This is a genomic window from Nocardioides sp. Z30_9, from assembly GCF_058215735.1.
Genome location: NZ_JBZAJF010000001.1, coordinates 1,880,234 through 1,893,201, shown reverse-complemented (window position 1 = coordinate 1,893,201; position 12,968 = coordinate 1,880,234). Strand labels below are relative to the sequence as shown.

General features: G+C 70.6%; 15 protein-coding genes. 9 read left to right on the top strand and 6 right to left on the bottom strand.

The annotated features are described in order from the left end of the window. Positions 1-3 precede the first annotated feature (3 nt). From AC4BGB_RS09185 to sigK, 3 genes are read right to left on the bottom strand one after another with little or no spacing between them, the layout of a single operon-like run. Positions 4-2,073, bottom strand: coding sequence for an FAD-dependent oxidoreductase (locus AC4BGB_RS09185; RefSeq protein WP_490546477.1), 2,070 nt, complete (start codon positions 2,071-2,073; stop codon positions 4-6). Next, complete coding sequence (locus AC4BGB_RS09180) at positions 2,070-2,885, bottom strand: anti-sigma factor (RefSeq protein WP_490546476.1); 816 nt, start codon at positions 2,883-2,885, stop codon at positions 2,070-2,072. Before AC4BGB_RS09180 ends, AC4BGB_RS09185 begins: the two co-directional genes overlap by 4 nt. Beyond that, positions 2,882-3,505, bottom strand: coding sequence for an ECF RNA polymerase sigma factor SigK (sigK, locus tag AC4BGB_RS09175; RefSeq protein WP_490546475.1), 624 nt, complete (start codon positions 3,503-3,505; stop codon positions 2,882-2,884). Before sigK ends, AC4BGB_RS09180 begins: the two co-directional genes overlap by 4 nt. Positions 3,506-3,649: 144 nt before the next feature. On the opposite strand from sigK, the gene rimI reads away from it, so the two are divergent. From rimI to AC4BGB_RS09160, 3 genes are all read left to right on the top strand, one after another. Continuing rightward, positions 3,650-4,144, top strand: coding sequence for a ribosomal protein S18-alanine N-acetyltransferase (rimI, locus tag AC4BGB_RS09170; RefSeq protein ID WP_490546474.1), 495 nt, complete (start codon positions 3,650-3,652; stop codon positions 4,142-4,144). Between the two features lie 207 nt (positions 4,145-4,351). After that, the gene (locus AC4BGB_RS09165; RefSeq protein WP_490546473.1) at positions 4,352-4,825 is read left to right on the top strand and encodes a carboxymuconolactone decarboxylase family protein; all 474 of its coding nucleotides are present in this window, start codon (positions 4,352-4,354) and stop codon (positions 4,823-4,825) included. A gap of 12 nt (positions 4,826-4,837) precedes the next feature. Beyond that, the gene (locus AC4BGB_RS09160) at positions 4,838-5,662 is read left to right on the top strand and encodes an aspartate/glutamate racemase family protein (protein ID WP_490546472.1); all 825 of its coding nucleotides are present in this window, start codon (positions 4,838-4,840) and stop codon (positions 5,660-5,662) included. 21 nt (positions 5,663-5,683) lie between these two features. On the opposite strand, the gene AC4BGB_RS09155 is transcribed toward AC4BGB_RS09160, so the two are convergent. Genes AC4BGB_RS09155 through AC4BGB_RS09145 form a run of 3 tightly spaced genes read right to left on the bottom strand, consistent with a single transcriptional unit; the run spans position 5,684 to position 8,317 of the window. Further along, positions 5,684-6,253, bottom strand: a complete 570-nt coding sequence (locus AC4BGB_RS09155; protein WP_490546471.1) for an NADPH-dependent FMN reductase — start codon at positions 6,251-6,253, stop codon at positions 5,684-5,686. Further along, the gene (locus AC4BGB_RS09150) at positions 6,250-7,482 is read right to left on the bottom strand and encodes a homogentisate 1,2-dioxygenase (RefSeq protein WP_490546470.1); all 1,233 of its coding nucleotides are present in this window, start codon (positions 7,480-7,482) and stop codon (positions 6,250-6,252) included. Before AC4BGB_RS09150 ends, AC4BGB_RS09155 begins: the two co-directional genes overlap by 4 nt. 49 nt (positions 7,483-7,531) lie before the next feature. Then, on the bottom strand, positions 7,532-8,317 hold the full coding sequence (locus AC4BGB_RS09145) for an SDR family NAD(P)-dependent oxidoreductase (RefSeq protein WP_490546469.1): 786 nt from the start codon (positions 8,315-8,317) through the stop codon (positions 7,532-7,534). 150 nt (positions 8,318-8,467) lie between these two features. Between AC4BGB_RS09145 and AC4BGB_RS09140 the strand changes: the two genes are divergently transcribed. Genes AC4BGB_RS09140 through AC4BGB_RS09115 form a run of 6 tightly spaced genes read left to right on the top strand, consistent with a single transcriptional unit; the run spans position 8,468 to position 12,968 of the window. Further along, entirely contained in the window at positions 8,468-9,892 is a 1,425-nt protein-coding gene (locus tag AC4BGB_RS09140; protein ID WP_490546468.1) for an FAD-dependent oxidoreductase, read from the top strand. 43 nt (positions 9,893-9,935) lie between these two features. Then, positions 9,936-10,259, top strand: coding sequence for an antibiotic biosynthesis monooxygenase family protein (locus AC4BGB_RS09135; protein ID WP_490546467.1), 324 nt, complete (start codon positions 9,936-9,938; stop codon positions 10,257-10,259). 48 nt (positions 10,260-10,307) lie between these two features. Continuing rightward, entirely contained in the window at positions 10,308-11,504 is a 1,197-nt protein-coding gene (locus AC4BGB_RS09130; RefSeq protein WP_490546466.1) for a CaiB/BaiF CoA transferase family protein, read from the top strand. Beyond that, positions 11,504-12,304 (top strand): aspartate/glutamate racemase family protein, encoded by an 801-nt coding sequence (locus AC4BGB_RS09125; protein WP_490546465.1) that lies wholly within the window; start codon positions 11,504-11,506, stop codon positions 12,302-12,304. Before AC4BGB_RS09130 ends, AC4BGB_RS09125 begins: the two co-directional genes overlap by 1 nt. Further along, positions 12,304-12,651 carry a Dabb family protein gene (locus AC4BGB_RS09120; RefSeq protein ID WP_490546464.1) on the top strand — a complete coding sequence of 116 codons (348 nt, stop codon included), beginning with the start codon at positions 12,304-12,306 and terminating at the stop codon, positions 12,649-12,651. Before AC4BGB_RS09125 ends, AC4BGB_RS09120 begins: the two co-directional genes overlap by 1 nt. After that, positions 12,648-12,968, top strand: a complete 321-nt coding sequence (locus tag AC4BGB_RS09115) for a hypothetical protein (RefSeq protein ID WP_490546463.1) — start codon at positions 12,648-12,650, stop codon at positions 12,966-12,968. Before AC4BGB_RS09120 ends, AC4BGB_RS09115 begins: the two co-directional genes overlap by 4 nt.

Here is a 12,968-nt window from a genome sequence, read left to right as displayed (position 1 = left end):
CTCTCAGACGCCTTCCTGTCGGGGATGGTCGGGTCGTGCCCGGATCCCGAGTCGCCGGGCCCACAGCCAGATGCCGTGGGCATGGATCAGCACGGTGCCGCGCAGGGCAGAGGGCGCGCTGCGCAGTGCGGAGGTACGGGTGGGCCGGCCGTCCAGCGAGGCCGTGAAGACGGCGCCGTCGTCGGTGTGCAGCGACACCGTGACGTGCAGGCGGTTTCCCGGTTGCGGTACGGCGATCTCGTAGTGGCCGTCGATGCCGTGGAACGGGGAGACGTACATCTGCTTCTCGGTCCGCGCCCGGCCCTGCTCGTCGGGGTGCACCAGGTAGGCGTGCCGGTCGCCGTAGGTGTTGTGCACCTCGACCACCACCGCGGCCAGGTCGCCGTCGACCCGGTGGCACCAGAAGACGCTGATCGGGTTGAAGCAGTGGCCCAGGGCACGGGCGTTGGCGGCCATCAGGATGCGGCCGCCGTCGGCCTCGACCCCGTTGAGGGAAAGGAAGTTCTCGACGTTCGCCCTGATCGTCGAGCCCGGGTCGCCGAGGTGGTCGCGCGCCTCGAAGCGCCCCAGCACCCCGTCGTCGGGCAGGTGGTCGAGGTCGACGAGCATCGTCCGGGAACGGTGCGTGAAGCTGCGACGGAACGGCCGGCGGCGCAGGTGCCGGATTGTGGTGGCGTACGTCGTGAGCTCGGTCGGCGGCGGCGTACTCCTGCTCCACTCCACGCCCAGCTTCGCGGCCGCCTCGACACCGGAGCGGGCGCCGTCCTCGTGGAAGCCCCAGCCGTGCCAGGCGCCGGCGAGCACCACCCGGTCGGTGTCGCACTCGGACAGGCGACGCTGGGCGGCCACCGAGGTTGGGGTGTAGATCGGGTGCTCGTACTCCATCGTCGCGATCACCCGGGACTGGTCCACGAGGTCGGCGCCACCCAGCGTCACGATGAACCGCCGCCCGTCCTCGGGCACGGGCAGGCGCATCAGCCGGGTCATGTCGTAACTGACCGTCACCGCCTGCGGGCCGTCGGTCGAGCCCGCTCCGTCGGTCGAGCTTGTCGAGACCCGCCGCAGGTAGTTCCACGAGGCGCGCGCTCGAGGGTTGCGGGGAAGCACGCCCTGGTCAGTGTGCAGCTGTGCGATGTTCGCGGAGTACGGCATCGCGCCGAGCAGCTCGCGCTGCACCGCGGTCGGCTGCGCGAGCATCGCGAGGACCTGTCCGGGGTGGGTCGCGATGACCACGGCGTCGAAGGTGTCCACGTGGCCGTTGCCGTCGGTGACCTGCACCCCGGTCGGCGTCTCGAGGACGGTGGTCACCTTGGTGGAGGTGCGCACGTCGGGAAGGCGGGCGGCCACCTTCCCGACGTACTCCTGTGACCCGCCGGTGACGGTGCGCCACCGCGGGGAGCCGAAGACCTGCAGCATGCCGTGGTGCTGCAGGAAGGTGAACAGGTAGCGCGCGGGGTAGTCCAGGGCCAGTGCCGGGTCGCAGGACCACACGCAGGCGACCAGCGGCTCCATGAAGTGGGTGCGGAACGCGGGCGAGAACCGGCCCCGCTCGAGCACCGACCGCAGCGTCTCGTCGGCACCGGTGGTCGAGCCGGCACCGGTGGTCGAGCTTGCTCCGTCGGTGGTTGAGCTTGTCGAAACCTCCGCCAGCACCCGCCGTGCCATCCGGTGGAAGCGGGGGATCTCGGTGAGCATCCGCAGGTACGCCGGACGCAGCAGGTTGCGCCACGTGGGGAACAGCCCCGGCAGCCCGAGCGCCCCGGCCCACTCCAGGCCGTCGGCGTCCGAGCGCACCGACATCGACATGTCGGACTCCTGGGTCTGCACGCCGAGCTCGTCGAAGAGCCGGACCAGGTGGGGGTAGGTGCGGGTGTTGTGCACGATGAAGCCGGTGTCGACCGCCCAGGACGTGTCTCCCGGGCCCTCGACCACGTGGGTGTCGGCGTGGCCGCCAAGCCGAGCGTCCGCCTCGTAGAGCGTCACCCGGGCCTCGCCGCTGAGCACGTGGGCAGCCGCCAGTCCGGCGACCCCGCTGCCGATCACGGCAACGCGTCGCGTCGGGGGAAGGGTCATGCGCTGCCCTTGTCGAGCTCGAAGAGCGCGATCGGCGGGCTGGTCGGCTCCTTGGATCCGGACGCGGGCTCCACGGTGATGCCCACGCCGGTCGCCTTGTCGGCAGCACCTTCCAGGAGCACCTTGTGGTCGCCCTCGGTCTTCATCATCCCAGCGGGCAGCATCGTCCCCTTGTCGTCCTGCAACCAGATCTCGAACGCCTTGCCGGCCGGGGGAGCGGCCATGTCCCGGGTGAGCAGCACTGCGCGTCCCTCCCTCATGGAACGGACCACGGTGGCGCTGGAGCCGTCCTTGAAGTCGATCGAGTAGTGCTTGGCGTCGGACGCGGCCAGCACCCGGTCTGCGGCGCTCAGCGTCTGGGTGGGCGGGTTCGCGTCCTGCCACGGCTGGTAGATCGCCCCACCCGCGATCGCCACCACGGCCGCGGCGGCGACCAGCAGCTTCGCCACCCGGGGACCACGCGGCCGGAACGGCAGCACCTTGGCGCGCTGGTCCGGGCTCGTGTCCTCCTCGGCCGGGCCGGCACCGGGCGCGGGGCCCGACGCCGGATCAGTCGCCGAATCTGTTCCGGACCCGGTTTCCGGGGCCAGGGGACGGATCGTGGTGATCTCCGCCAGCACCGAGTCGCGCAGGGACGGGGGCGGGGTGGTCGCGGCCCCGTCGGCCAGCAGGGCGGTCGCCTCACGGAGGCTGGCTACCTCGCGCTGGCAATCCAGGCAATCGGGAAGGTGCTGCTCGAAGGCGGCGCGTTCGGCGTCGTCGAGCGCGTCGACGACGTAGGCGCCGGACAGCGCGTGCAGGGACTCGTTCACTGTCCTACTCCCATCGTGTCGCGGAGACGGATCAGGCCGTCTCGAATCCTTGTCTTGGCCGTCCCCACCGGTAGGTCGAGCATCGTCGCCACCTCCGTGTGGGTGTAGCCCCTGAAATAGGCCAGCTCCAGCGCCTCGCGCTGGACCTGGGTCAACGAGTCCAGCGCCTGCCGGACCCGTCGTGCCTCGAGCGAGGCCTGGGCGGCCTCGGCCGTCGAGTCGTGCTCCACGGACTGGTTTCCCGCGTGGTACCTGGTGTCGCGACGGGTGCTGGCCTCCGCGGACCGGACCCGGTCCACTGCCTTGCGGTGGACCAGCGTCAGGATCCAGGAGACCGCACTGCCGCGGCCCGCGTCGTACCTCCCGGCAGTCCTCCAGATCTCGAGGAACGCCTCCTGGGTGACCTCCTCGGCCTGGCTCGGGTCCCGGACGACTCGCAACGCCAACCCGTAGGCACGTGCCGCGGTCGCGTCGTAGAGCCGGGCGAAGGCCTGTTCGTCGCCGCGGCCCGAGAGCCTGAGCAGGGCGGCGAGCTCGCCGGCGTCACCGGTGCTTCCCGGAAACGAGCCCGGTCGACCCCGGGGCGGGGGGTCGGCGGGATCGGGACTGATCGGGTTCACGGACTCACTTTCTCAACATGTGCAGGCCTGGTCACGCAGGTGATTCGGAGTGCCGCCTCCCGCGGATTGGTGACGGACCGGAGATTTCGGGACGGCCCGGCGGCCGGGGTGAGCCGACCCGCGGCGGCGAGGCAGGATGGGCGCGTGCCCGCCCCCGCCGTGACTCCGCCCGTCCCGGTCCGGCCCGCGCAGCCCGAGGACGTGGAGGCGGTCGCACGCCTGGAGGCGGAGTGCCTGGGCGCCGACGCCTGGAGCCGGGGGCTGGTCGCCGAGGGCATCGCCGGGACGCTGCCCACCGTCAGCTACCTCGTGGCCGAGGCCGACGGCGTCGTGGTGGGCCACGCGGTCACCTCGGCGGCGGGCGACATCGCCGAGCTCCAGCGGATCGCCGTCGACCCGGCCCACCGGCGTACCGGCGTCGCCTCGGCCCTCCTGGCAGCGGTGGTGGCGGCCGCAGCGCGCACCGAAGCCGACCGGCTGCTGCTCGAGGTCCGCGAGGACAACCGAGGCGCCCTCGCGTTCTATGCCAGGAGCGGGTTCGTGGAGATCGACCGGCGTCCGCGCTACTACACCGACGGGGCCACCGCGGTCGTGCTCCGGCTGGGCCTGGGCCGCGGCTGCGGGAGGATCGGGGACTGAACGAGTGGATTGACTCGTACACAATCATGGCTTCAAGTCAAATGAAGCAGGCTCAACCTCTTGTCAATCTCAAGTAGTTGCATACAAACTGAGGCCCTCCACGAGGAAAGAGGTCCTGCCGTGTACGTCAGCCCCGTAGCTCCCGATGACATGTTGCCCATCGCCCGTCAGGCGTGGGAGACGGCTTCTCCCGGCGGGAAGCACTTCGTGGAAGCCGTGACGCACGCTCCCGAGCATGCTGAGCGACTCCTGCCCTACTACAACGGTCTCCGGTTCAACACCCTGATCGGGGCCAAGACGTGCGAGCTCCTCCGGCTCGCGATGGCCCAGACCACCCAGTGCCCGATCTGCCTGGCCGGGCGTCGCGACGATGCCTTCGAGGAGGGCATGACCGAGGAGCAGATCGCGGCAATCGTCGCCCCCGACGAGGAGTCCTTCACCCCCGCCGAGCTGGCGGTGGTCTCGTTCGCCACCAAGTTCGGCGCCGACCACTTCGCGATCGGGGAGGCCGACTTCGTCGAGCTCCGCCGCCACTACACGGAGGAGGAGGTCGTGGAGATCGGCATGCTCTGCGCGCAGTTCCTGGGCTTCGGTCGGCTGGTCATGGTCTTCGGCCTCGAGAACCCGGTGTGCCCGATCCCGGCCTCGCCTGCCGGTCTCGCCGCGCCCGCGGAAGCCTGAGGAGGCCGGGCCATGGGCGTACGCGTCTGGTACCAGACCATGACCGACGTGGCCGGTTACCCGGCGTACGGCGAGGCGCTGGTGCGCACCGCGTCCGAGGTGGCGCGGCCGGACACCGAGGTGGTGGTGCACGGCGTCGCCCCGGGCACGTACGGCGGCCTGCCGCCGGCCTCGGTCTCGATCCACCCGTTCGCCTCGCACACCCTCCTCGACCAGGTGATCGGCAACGCGATCACCGCCGAGCAGGAGGGGTACGACGTGATGGTCCTCGGCTCCTACAGCGAGCCCTTCCTCCGCACGATCCGCAGCGCGGTCGACATCCCGGTGGTGTCCCTGGCCGAGACGACGATGCTCGTGGGGTGCACGCTGGCCAAGCGCGTCGGCGTCGTCACGATCACCAAGTCGGTTCAGTGGATGATCGAGCACCATCTCGACGCGCACCACCTGCGCTCCCGGTTCACGCCGATCCGCACCATCGAGCCCGAGCTCCTCGAGGACCAGCTCGACCGGGCCTTCGAGGAGCCGGAGGTCGTCATCGAGGCGTTCACCGCCGCGGCGCGGCGCTGCATCGACGACTTCGCCGACGTCGTGATCCCCGCCGAAGGGCTGTTCACCCAGGTGCTCGCCCAGCACGGTGTCCGCTCGATCGACGGCGTCAGCGTGATGGACTGCGTGGCCGTGACGGTGCTCCAGGCCGAGGCGATGGCCGTGCTGCACCAGCGCACGGGGCTGATCCAGGGCCGGCGCTGGGAGTACCCCATGGTCAGCCCGGAGATCCGCGAGCAGCTGGTCAAGCACACCACCGGCCACCAGCTCTCGGCGGCGCGGCTGTCCTGATCAGCCGGGTGCAGCGACCGGTCAGACGCTGGCCCTGACCGGTCGCAGCGCCCCCGCCAGGACGGCGAGGTTCTCGAACATCACGCCGGCGGCCTCGTGGGCGCCGGGCGGCACCTCGAAGTGGCCCTCGCCGTCGACCTTCTCGTGGACCAGCGGCACCATCACGGCCTCGTGCACGGTGAAGCAGTTCATCGAAGCCAGCATCTGCTTGACGATCTGCGCCGACCGCACGCCCCCGGCCGCACCGCCGTAGCTGAGCATCGCGGCCGCCTTCCAGCGCCACTCGTTGTGCAGGTAGTCGATCGCGTTCACCAGGGACGGCGGCGGCGTCAGGTTGTACTCCGGCGTCACGAAGAGGTAGGCGTCGTACGGCGCCACGGTGGCGCTCCACGCGTGCGTGTGCGCCTGGGTGTACGACGAGAGCCGCGGATGGTGGGGTTCGTCCAGCACCGGCAGCCCGACCTCGGCGAGGTCGACGAGGTCCACCTCGTCGAAGAGCTCGCCGGCACGGGGGTGGGTGGCGCCCCATCGTGCGATCGCGGGGCCGAGCCGGCCGGGACGGGTGCTGGCGAGCAGGACCAGGAGCTTCACCGGCCGCCTCGACCCAGGCCCGGCCCACGGCCGGACCACTTCCACGGGTACTCGGGGTCGTCGCACGCCAGGGCACCCTCGCCGAGCTGCAGCGGGCTGAAGGTGTCGACCATGAAGGCGTTCTCGTTGCTCTCGGTCAGCGACGGTGAGTCGAGGTAAGCCTGCCGGTTCGGCCCGTGGGTGTAGGCGGCCGGGTGCAGCGACACCGAGGCGTTTCCGATGCCGGATCCCTTGCGGGCAGCGGTCTCCCCGGCGTGGTAGAACATCACCTCGTCGGAGTCCACGTTGGAGTGGTAGTAGGGCACCTTGAGGGCCCGTGGGTGGGTCTCGAGCAGGCGCGGAACGAAGTTGCACACCACGAAGTTGTGCCCCTCCAGGATCTGGTAGGTCGGCGGCGGCTGGAGGATCTCGCCGGTCACCGGTGAGAAGTCCCGATAGTTGAACGCGTAGGGGTACAGGCAGCCGTCCCAGCCGACGACGTCGAAGGGGTGGTGGTCGTAGGTGACGACGCTACCGACGACCCCGTTCCCGCCCCGGTGCTTGACGTAGACCTCGGTGTCGGACCAGAGCGCGTCCTCCTCGACGCAGGTCGCGCCCGTCGGCACCCGGAGGTCTCGCTCGCACAGGGGCGCACCCTCGAGGAACTGGCCGAAGGCGCTGAGGTACTTCTTGGGGAAGCGGATGTGACCCGAACCTTCGACCGTGAAGCACTTGAGGGGGCCGTTCTGCGCCACGTCCTGCGGGACCCACCGGTGGATGGTCACCCGAGGGATGACGACGTTGTCGCCGGCGTGGACCTCGATCGAGCCGAACACCGACTCGACGACGGCCGAGCCGCTCTCCACGTAGACGCACTCGTCGCCGATGCCGTTGCTGTAGAGCGGCGACGGGGTGTCCGCAACGACGTAGCCGATCCGCACGTCGGCGTTGGCCAGGATCGTGCGCCGACCCCGGACGACGTCCGTGCCCTTCTCGGCAGCTTTGGGAAACAGGTCGGGGAGGCGGAAGTGGCGCGGGCCGAGTGGGGTGTTGTCGACCGTCCTGGTGTCCCCGAGGTCCCACTCGCGGTGGTCGACGAGGCTCGACGGCACGCCCCGGTGGTAGAGGAGGGAGCCGGTGCTCGAGAACCCTTCCTCGCCGATGAACTCCTCGAAGGTCGGCTCGCCGTCGACCTCGTGGAGGATGTGACGCTTGGGCGGGACCTGTCCGATGCTGCGGTAGTAGACCATCGTTCCTCCTGTGCCTGGTTGGGCGGTTGCTGTGAGCGGCCCGGGCCGCTCAGACGAGATGCCAGCCGCCGTCGACGTACACGGTCTGGCCGACCGTGTACGCGGACAACGACGAGGCGAGGTAGAGCACGGTACGGGCGATGTCCCCGGCGCTGCCGGCGCGCCGCATCGGCAGGGCGGCGAGGGTCGCCTTCTTCGCGATCGCCCGGGGGTCGTCGTCGGGCCAGGCGGTCAGCCGGGTGTCGACGTACCCGGGCGAGACCGCGTTGACCCGGATCCCGTGGGGCGCCCACTCGGCTGCGGTGTAGCGGGTCACGTTCTCCAGGGCCGCCTTTGACGTCGCGTAGGAGAGGCGCTCGGGGAGTGCGCGCGCGGAGACGAGCGAGGTCACGTTGACGACTGCGCCCCCGGTCGGTACGCCGTCGCGAAGGGTCGTCATCGCCCGGTAGGCGATCTGGCTGCCGCGCAGTGCGCTGGAGGTGTTGTCGCGCAGCACCGCCTCGAACTCGGCCAGGTCGACGTCGGCCGCGTCGGCGTGGCTCACCCGGCCGGCGTTGTTCACCCAGACGGCGAGGGGCGGCAGGCCGGCCAGCGCCGTCTCGATCGGCTCGACGCATTCCTCGGTGCTCAACGTGGTCGTGGTGCCGTGGACCTCGCCGCCTGCCCGGAGTCCGTTGCAGGCGCGCTCGAGTTCGTCCCCGTCCCGGTCGACGAGCAGCAGGGTCATGCCCACGCTCTGGAGCTCTTCGGCGATGCGCAGGCCGATTCCGCGGGCGGCACCGGTCACGACGGCGGTGCGGCCGCCCAGGTCGGCGAACGGATCTGTGCGCTTCATGAGGACCTTTGCTTGTGTACAAAGACTGAAACCCTTGACGCGGAGACGCGCTTGAGTGTGTGATCTGCGTCATTCAAGCACGACGCTTGCGTATACAAAAGCATCTTGTGGGACGGGGCTGCGTGCGATGCGCGGGAAGAAAGGTGCGGAATGGTTGACCGGGAGTGGGACGTCGTCGTCGTGGGCGCCGGCGGGGGCGGGCTCAGCGCCGCGATCACCGCCGCGGAGGCGGGTCGTCGCGTGGTGGTCTTCGAGTCCGAGGGCGACATCGGAGGGTCGACGAACCTGTCCGCGGGGATGTTCACCGCCGGCGGCACCAGCGTCCAGGCGGCGCTGGGCATCGAGGACTCACCGGAGCGCTACTTCCAGCACTACATGGACCTCAACCAGTGGCGGCTGCGTCCCGGCCTGGTCCGCAGCTTCTGCGAGCGGTCCCGCGAGACCTTCGAGTGGCTGCTCGAGATCGGCGTGGAGATCCCGGCGCAGCGCTCGACGAATGCCCACATGCCAGGACTGTGCCGCGCCGGCGTCGAGGACACCTGGCGTGGGCACGTCCCGGCGGGCGAGGGGTACGGCCTCGTCCAGGCGCTCGACCGGGCTCGCCGGGAACGAGGCGTCGAGGTCGTGCTCCACGCGAGGGTGGAGCAGCTGCTGGTCTCCGAGGGCCGGGTGAGCGGTGTGCTCGTGGACGGCATTGAGGTCGAGGCCGACGCCGTCGTCGTCGCTTCCGGGGGGCTCACTCGCAACCCCGATCTGCTGGCCCGGTACTACCCCGATTCGTTGCTGGCGGGGGACAGCCTGTTCGTGGTGTCGGCGCCCGGCTCCCGCGGGGACCACATCGGGTTCGCCGAGCAGGTCGGCAGCCCGATCGTGGGACAGGGCTGGGGGATGCTCCTGGTCACGGCGTACTTCCAGACCCGGCACCACTGGGAGTCGGGCTTCCCGCCCGCCTCACGGGTCCTGGTCGACGACACCGGGCGCCGGTTCATGGACGAGGACGCCTCCTACGCCGTCGCCGCGGGGATCGTGGCCGACCACGGGAACCAGGCCTGGATGGTCTTCGACGAGCGTGCCCGGCTCGAGCTGCCGACCGGTTTCGTCGACTGGACGCCGGAGCGGATCGCCGAGGAGGTGGCGGCGGGACGCACCCTCGCCGCGGGGTCGGTCGCAGAGCTCGCGGCCGCGATGCAGGTCCCTGTCTCCGCGCTCTCAGCGACCCTCGATCGCTGGAACGAGACCCTCGTCCGGGGCGAGGACCCGGAGTTCCTCCGGCACGAGTCGCTGGTCGCCAAGGGCAAGGACCCGGCGCTGGTCCCGATCAGCACGGCGCCCTTCTACGCCGTCCGGTGCCTGCCGGCCGAGCTGGCGGTCAGTCACGCCGGCATGCAGATCGACGAGACCGCCGCGGTGCTTGACCACGACGGGCGTCGCATTCCCGGCCTGTACGCCGCGGGCGAGGCCGCCGGCGGGCTCCTCGGGGTCCGCTACGTCGGCGGTGGCAACTCGATCGCCAACGCGCTCGTCAACGGCGCCACTGCCGGCCGGCACGCCGCCACCGGGATCGTCCCCGCCTGAAGACCCACCCATTCACCACCCACCACCACCGAGAGGTTCCTCCATGTACTACCTGAACACCACCCGCCGCCTGCTGACCCCGGCCAGCGAGGAGACCGTCGCCAAGCTGCTATCGGTCCTGGAGACGGAGATCCTGCCCAAGGCCGCCACGCTCGAGGGCATGCGGAGCATCGAGTGGATGATCTCGACCGACGGCCTGACCGTGCAGGCGTTCTCGGGCTGGGACTCCGAGGAGGACCTCGAGCGCGCGCAGAACAGCCCGCAGCACGGGGAGAACGGTGCCCTGATCAACGACCTCCTCGGTGGTCTCGCGGAGCCGCAGGGGCACTCCTACTACCGGATGCTCGGACACCACGACATCGGCTGAGCCTGCACGTCCAGTCCGACCACCGATCACTCGTCCGAAGGCGGCCCCATGTCACCTACCACGACCACCGCACCCCTCGCAGGGATCCGCGTGCTGGAGCTCGGCCAGCTCATCGCCGGCCCCTTCTGCGGCCAGCTGCTCGCGGACTTCGGTGCAGACGTGATCAAGATCGAGGAGCCGGACCGGGGTGACCCGATGCGCTCCTGGGGCGTGATCGCCGAGGGCAAGTCCTTGTCCTGGAACGTCATCGCCCGGGGCAAGCGCTGCGTCACCGCGAACCTCCGCACCCCGGAGGGCCGGGACTTCGTGCTCCGGCTGGCAGCCGAGGCCGATGTCGTGGTGGAGAACTTCCGCCCCGGGACCATGGAGCGCTTCGGCCTCGGGTACGAGGAGCTGGAGCGCGTCCGTCCGGGGATCGTCTTCACCCGCGTCAGCGGCTTCGGCCAGGACGGGCCGTACTCGCACCGTCCCGGCTACGGCTCGATCGGCGAGGCGATGGGCGGACTGCGCCACCTGGTGGGGGATCCTTCGGGACCCTCGGCCCGGATCGGGGTGTCGATGGGGGACCTGCTCGCCGGCACGCATGCGGCCATGGGCACGCTGATGGCGCTGCGCGTGCGTGATGCCACCGGACAGGGCCAGGTCGTGGACGTCTCGATCTACGAGTCGGTGCTCGCCCTGACCGAGTCGCTGGTCTCCGACTACGCGATCTCGGGGGTGACTCGCGAACGCTCCGGTCCGGTCCTGCCCGGCGTCGCGCCAAGCAACGTCTACCGGACCGCCGACGACGACGAGCTGTTGATCGCGGCCAACCAGGACACCGTGTTCCGCAGGCTGGCCACCGCCATGGGGCGCCCCGAGCTGGGCACGTGCCCGGAGTTCGGCACCCACGGTGCCAGGGGCGAGCGCCAGGTCGAGCTCGACCAGCTGATCGAGGCGTGGGCCCGGTCGCTGCCGACCGACGAGGTGCTCGCCCTGCTCGAGGAGCACGCGGTGCCCGTCGGCCGGGTGTACGTCGCCCGGGACATGCTCGCCGATCCACAATTCCGTGCCCGGCACAGCATCATCGAGGTCGACGACGACGTGCTCGGAGCCGTGCCCATGCAGAACGTGGCCCCGCGACTGTCGAGGACCCCGGGCGGTGTCCGGTGGGGCGGCGCGGACCACGGGCAGCACGACGTGGAGGTCCGTGCCGAGCTGCTCGCCGACCCGGGCGACGCGCCGATGACAGTAGGCGGTGCGTGATGCGGATCTGGTGGCAGTCCCTCTCCGGACCCGACTGGACGGGCCCCTACCGCGATCATCTCGTCGAGCACGCCCGAGAGGTGCTCGGCGACCTCGCCACCTTCGAGCTGCACGGGCTACCGGCCGGCGCCTTCGGCGGTCACCCGCCCATGCAGCTGCTGCGCTACCCCTACGCCTCGCACCGGCTGATGCAGGTGATCCCCGAGCTGGCGCTGCAGGCCGAGCAAGAGGGTTTCGACTGCTACGTGCTGGGCTCCTACACCGAGCCGCATCTGCACGAGGTCCGCTCGCTGCTCGACGTGCCCGTCACGTCCATGACCGAGGCCACCCTGCTGGCGGCCTGCTCGCACGGTGCTCGCGTCGGCATCGTCACGATCACCCCCCACCTCGCGCGGATCATCCGCCAGCACGTCGCGGCACACGGCCTGGCCGACCGGGCGGGGCCGGTCACGGTGATGGAGCCCGAGGTGTTCGAGGACGAGCTTGCGGGACCCGCGTTCGAGGACCCGTCGTCGGTGGTGGAGCGGTTCGAGCGGGCGGCAGCGGCCTGCGTCGCCGCAGGCGCCGACGTGATCGTTCCGGGAGAGGGGATCCTCAGCGAGGTGCTCCGGGTGGCCGGGGTGCACCGGGTGCACGGCGCCACCGTCGTCGACTGTGTTGGCGTCACAGTCCTGCATGCCCACTTCCTGACGACCGCCTGGCAGCGTGCATCGCTGACGCCGGGGCGCGTCTGGACCTATCCCCGGCTCCCGGCCGACCTGCTCGAGGTCGTTCGCTCCGTCCGAGTGGGAGGGAACTGATGTACCGCCGCGCCTACGCGATCGCGCTCCGGCCGGGGCTCAGCGACGAGACCGTGGCTGAGTTCGTCGACGTGCTTCGGCGGACGCCGCAGCACATCACCACGATGCGCAGCTCACGGGTCTCCGTCGAGGTCACCCCGCACACCGGCTGGGACCTGGTCTGGGAGAACGACTTCGACGACGAAGCCGGCTACCTCGAGTACCTCGTCCACCCCTATCACTGCAACGTGATCGACCAGTACATGTACCGCGAGCACCCGGGAAACGTCGTCGTGGAGATCGTGTGCCTGCGTTGGGACGAGTCGGCGCCGCTACCGGCGGGCGTCCCCGCGGAGGAGGAGTCGTGACCGGGTCCGAGCTGCGGATGGTCGAGACCGTGGTGCTGCGCCCCGGCTGCACTGCGGCGTACCTCGAGGCGCTGCACCGCGACTACGTGCCGATGACCGAGAGGAGGGGACTGACGCTGCGAGAGGTGCTGTGCAGTCCCGCCGGCACCGGTGAGGAGGAACTGGTCCTCGTCTGGGACGTGGCCGGGTGGCAGGAGTACTCCGACTTCCGCGCCTTCTTCCAGGTCGGCAACGAGCCGCGGGCCACGGCCTGGGTCGAGCTCGCCGACAGCCTGCGGACGGGCGGGCGGCGGCGGCTGCTGGACGTGGTGACTTGA

Bases quoted from the DNA above. Each gene is read 5' to 3' on its own strand.
- AC4BGB_RS09185 (WP_490546477.1), bottom strand. From the start codon at position 2,073: ATGACCCTTCCCCCGACGCGACGCGTTGCCGTGATCGGCAGCGGGGTC.
- AC4BGB_RS09160 (WP_490546472.1), top strand. From the start codon at position 4,838: ATGGGCGTACGCGTCTGGTACCAGACCATGACCGACGTGGCCGGTTAC.
- AC4BGB_RS09150 (WP_490546470.1), bottom strand. From the start codon at position 7,482: ATGGTCTACTACCGCAGCATCGGACAGGTCCCGCCCAAGCGTCACATC.
- AC4BGB_RS09145 (WP_490546469.1), bottom strand. From the start codon at position 8,317: ATGAAGCGCACAGATCCGTTCGCCGACCTGGGCGGCCGCACCGCCGTC.
- AC4BGB_RS09140 (WP_490546468.1), top strand. From the start codon at position 8,468: ATGGTTGACCGGGAGTGGGACGTCGTCGTCGTGGGCGCCGGCGGGGGC.
- AC4BGB_RS09135 (WP_490546467.1), top strand. From the start codon at position 9,936: ATGTACTACCTGAACACCACCCGCCGCCTGCTGACCCCGGCCAGCGAG.
- AC4BGB_RS09130 (WP_490546466.1), top strand. From the start codon at position 10,308: ATGTCACCTACCACGACCACCGCACCCCTCGCAGGGATCCGCGTGCTG.
- AC4BGB_RS09125 (WP_490546465.1), top strand. From the start codon at position 11,504: ATGCGGATCTGGTGGCAGTCCCTCTCCGGACCCGACTGGACGGGCCCC.
- AC4BGB_RS09120 (WP_490546464.1), top strand. From the start codon at position 12,304: ATGTACCGCCGCGCCTACGCGATCGCGCTCCGGCCGGGGCTCAGCGAC.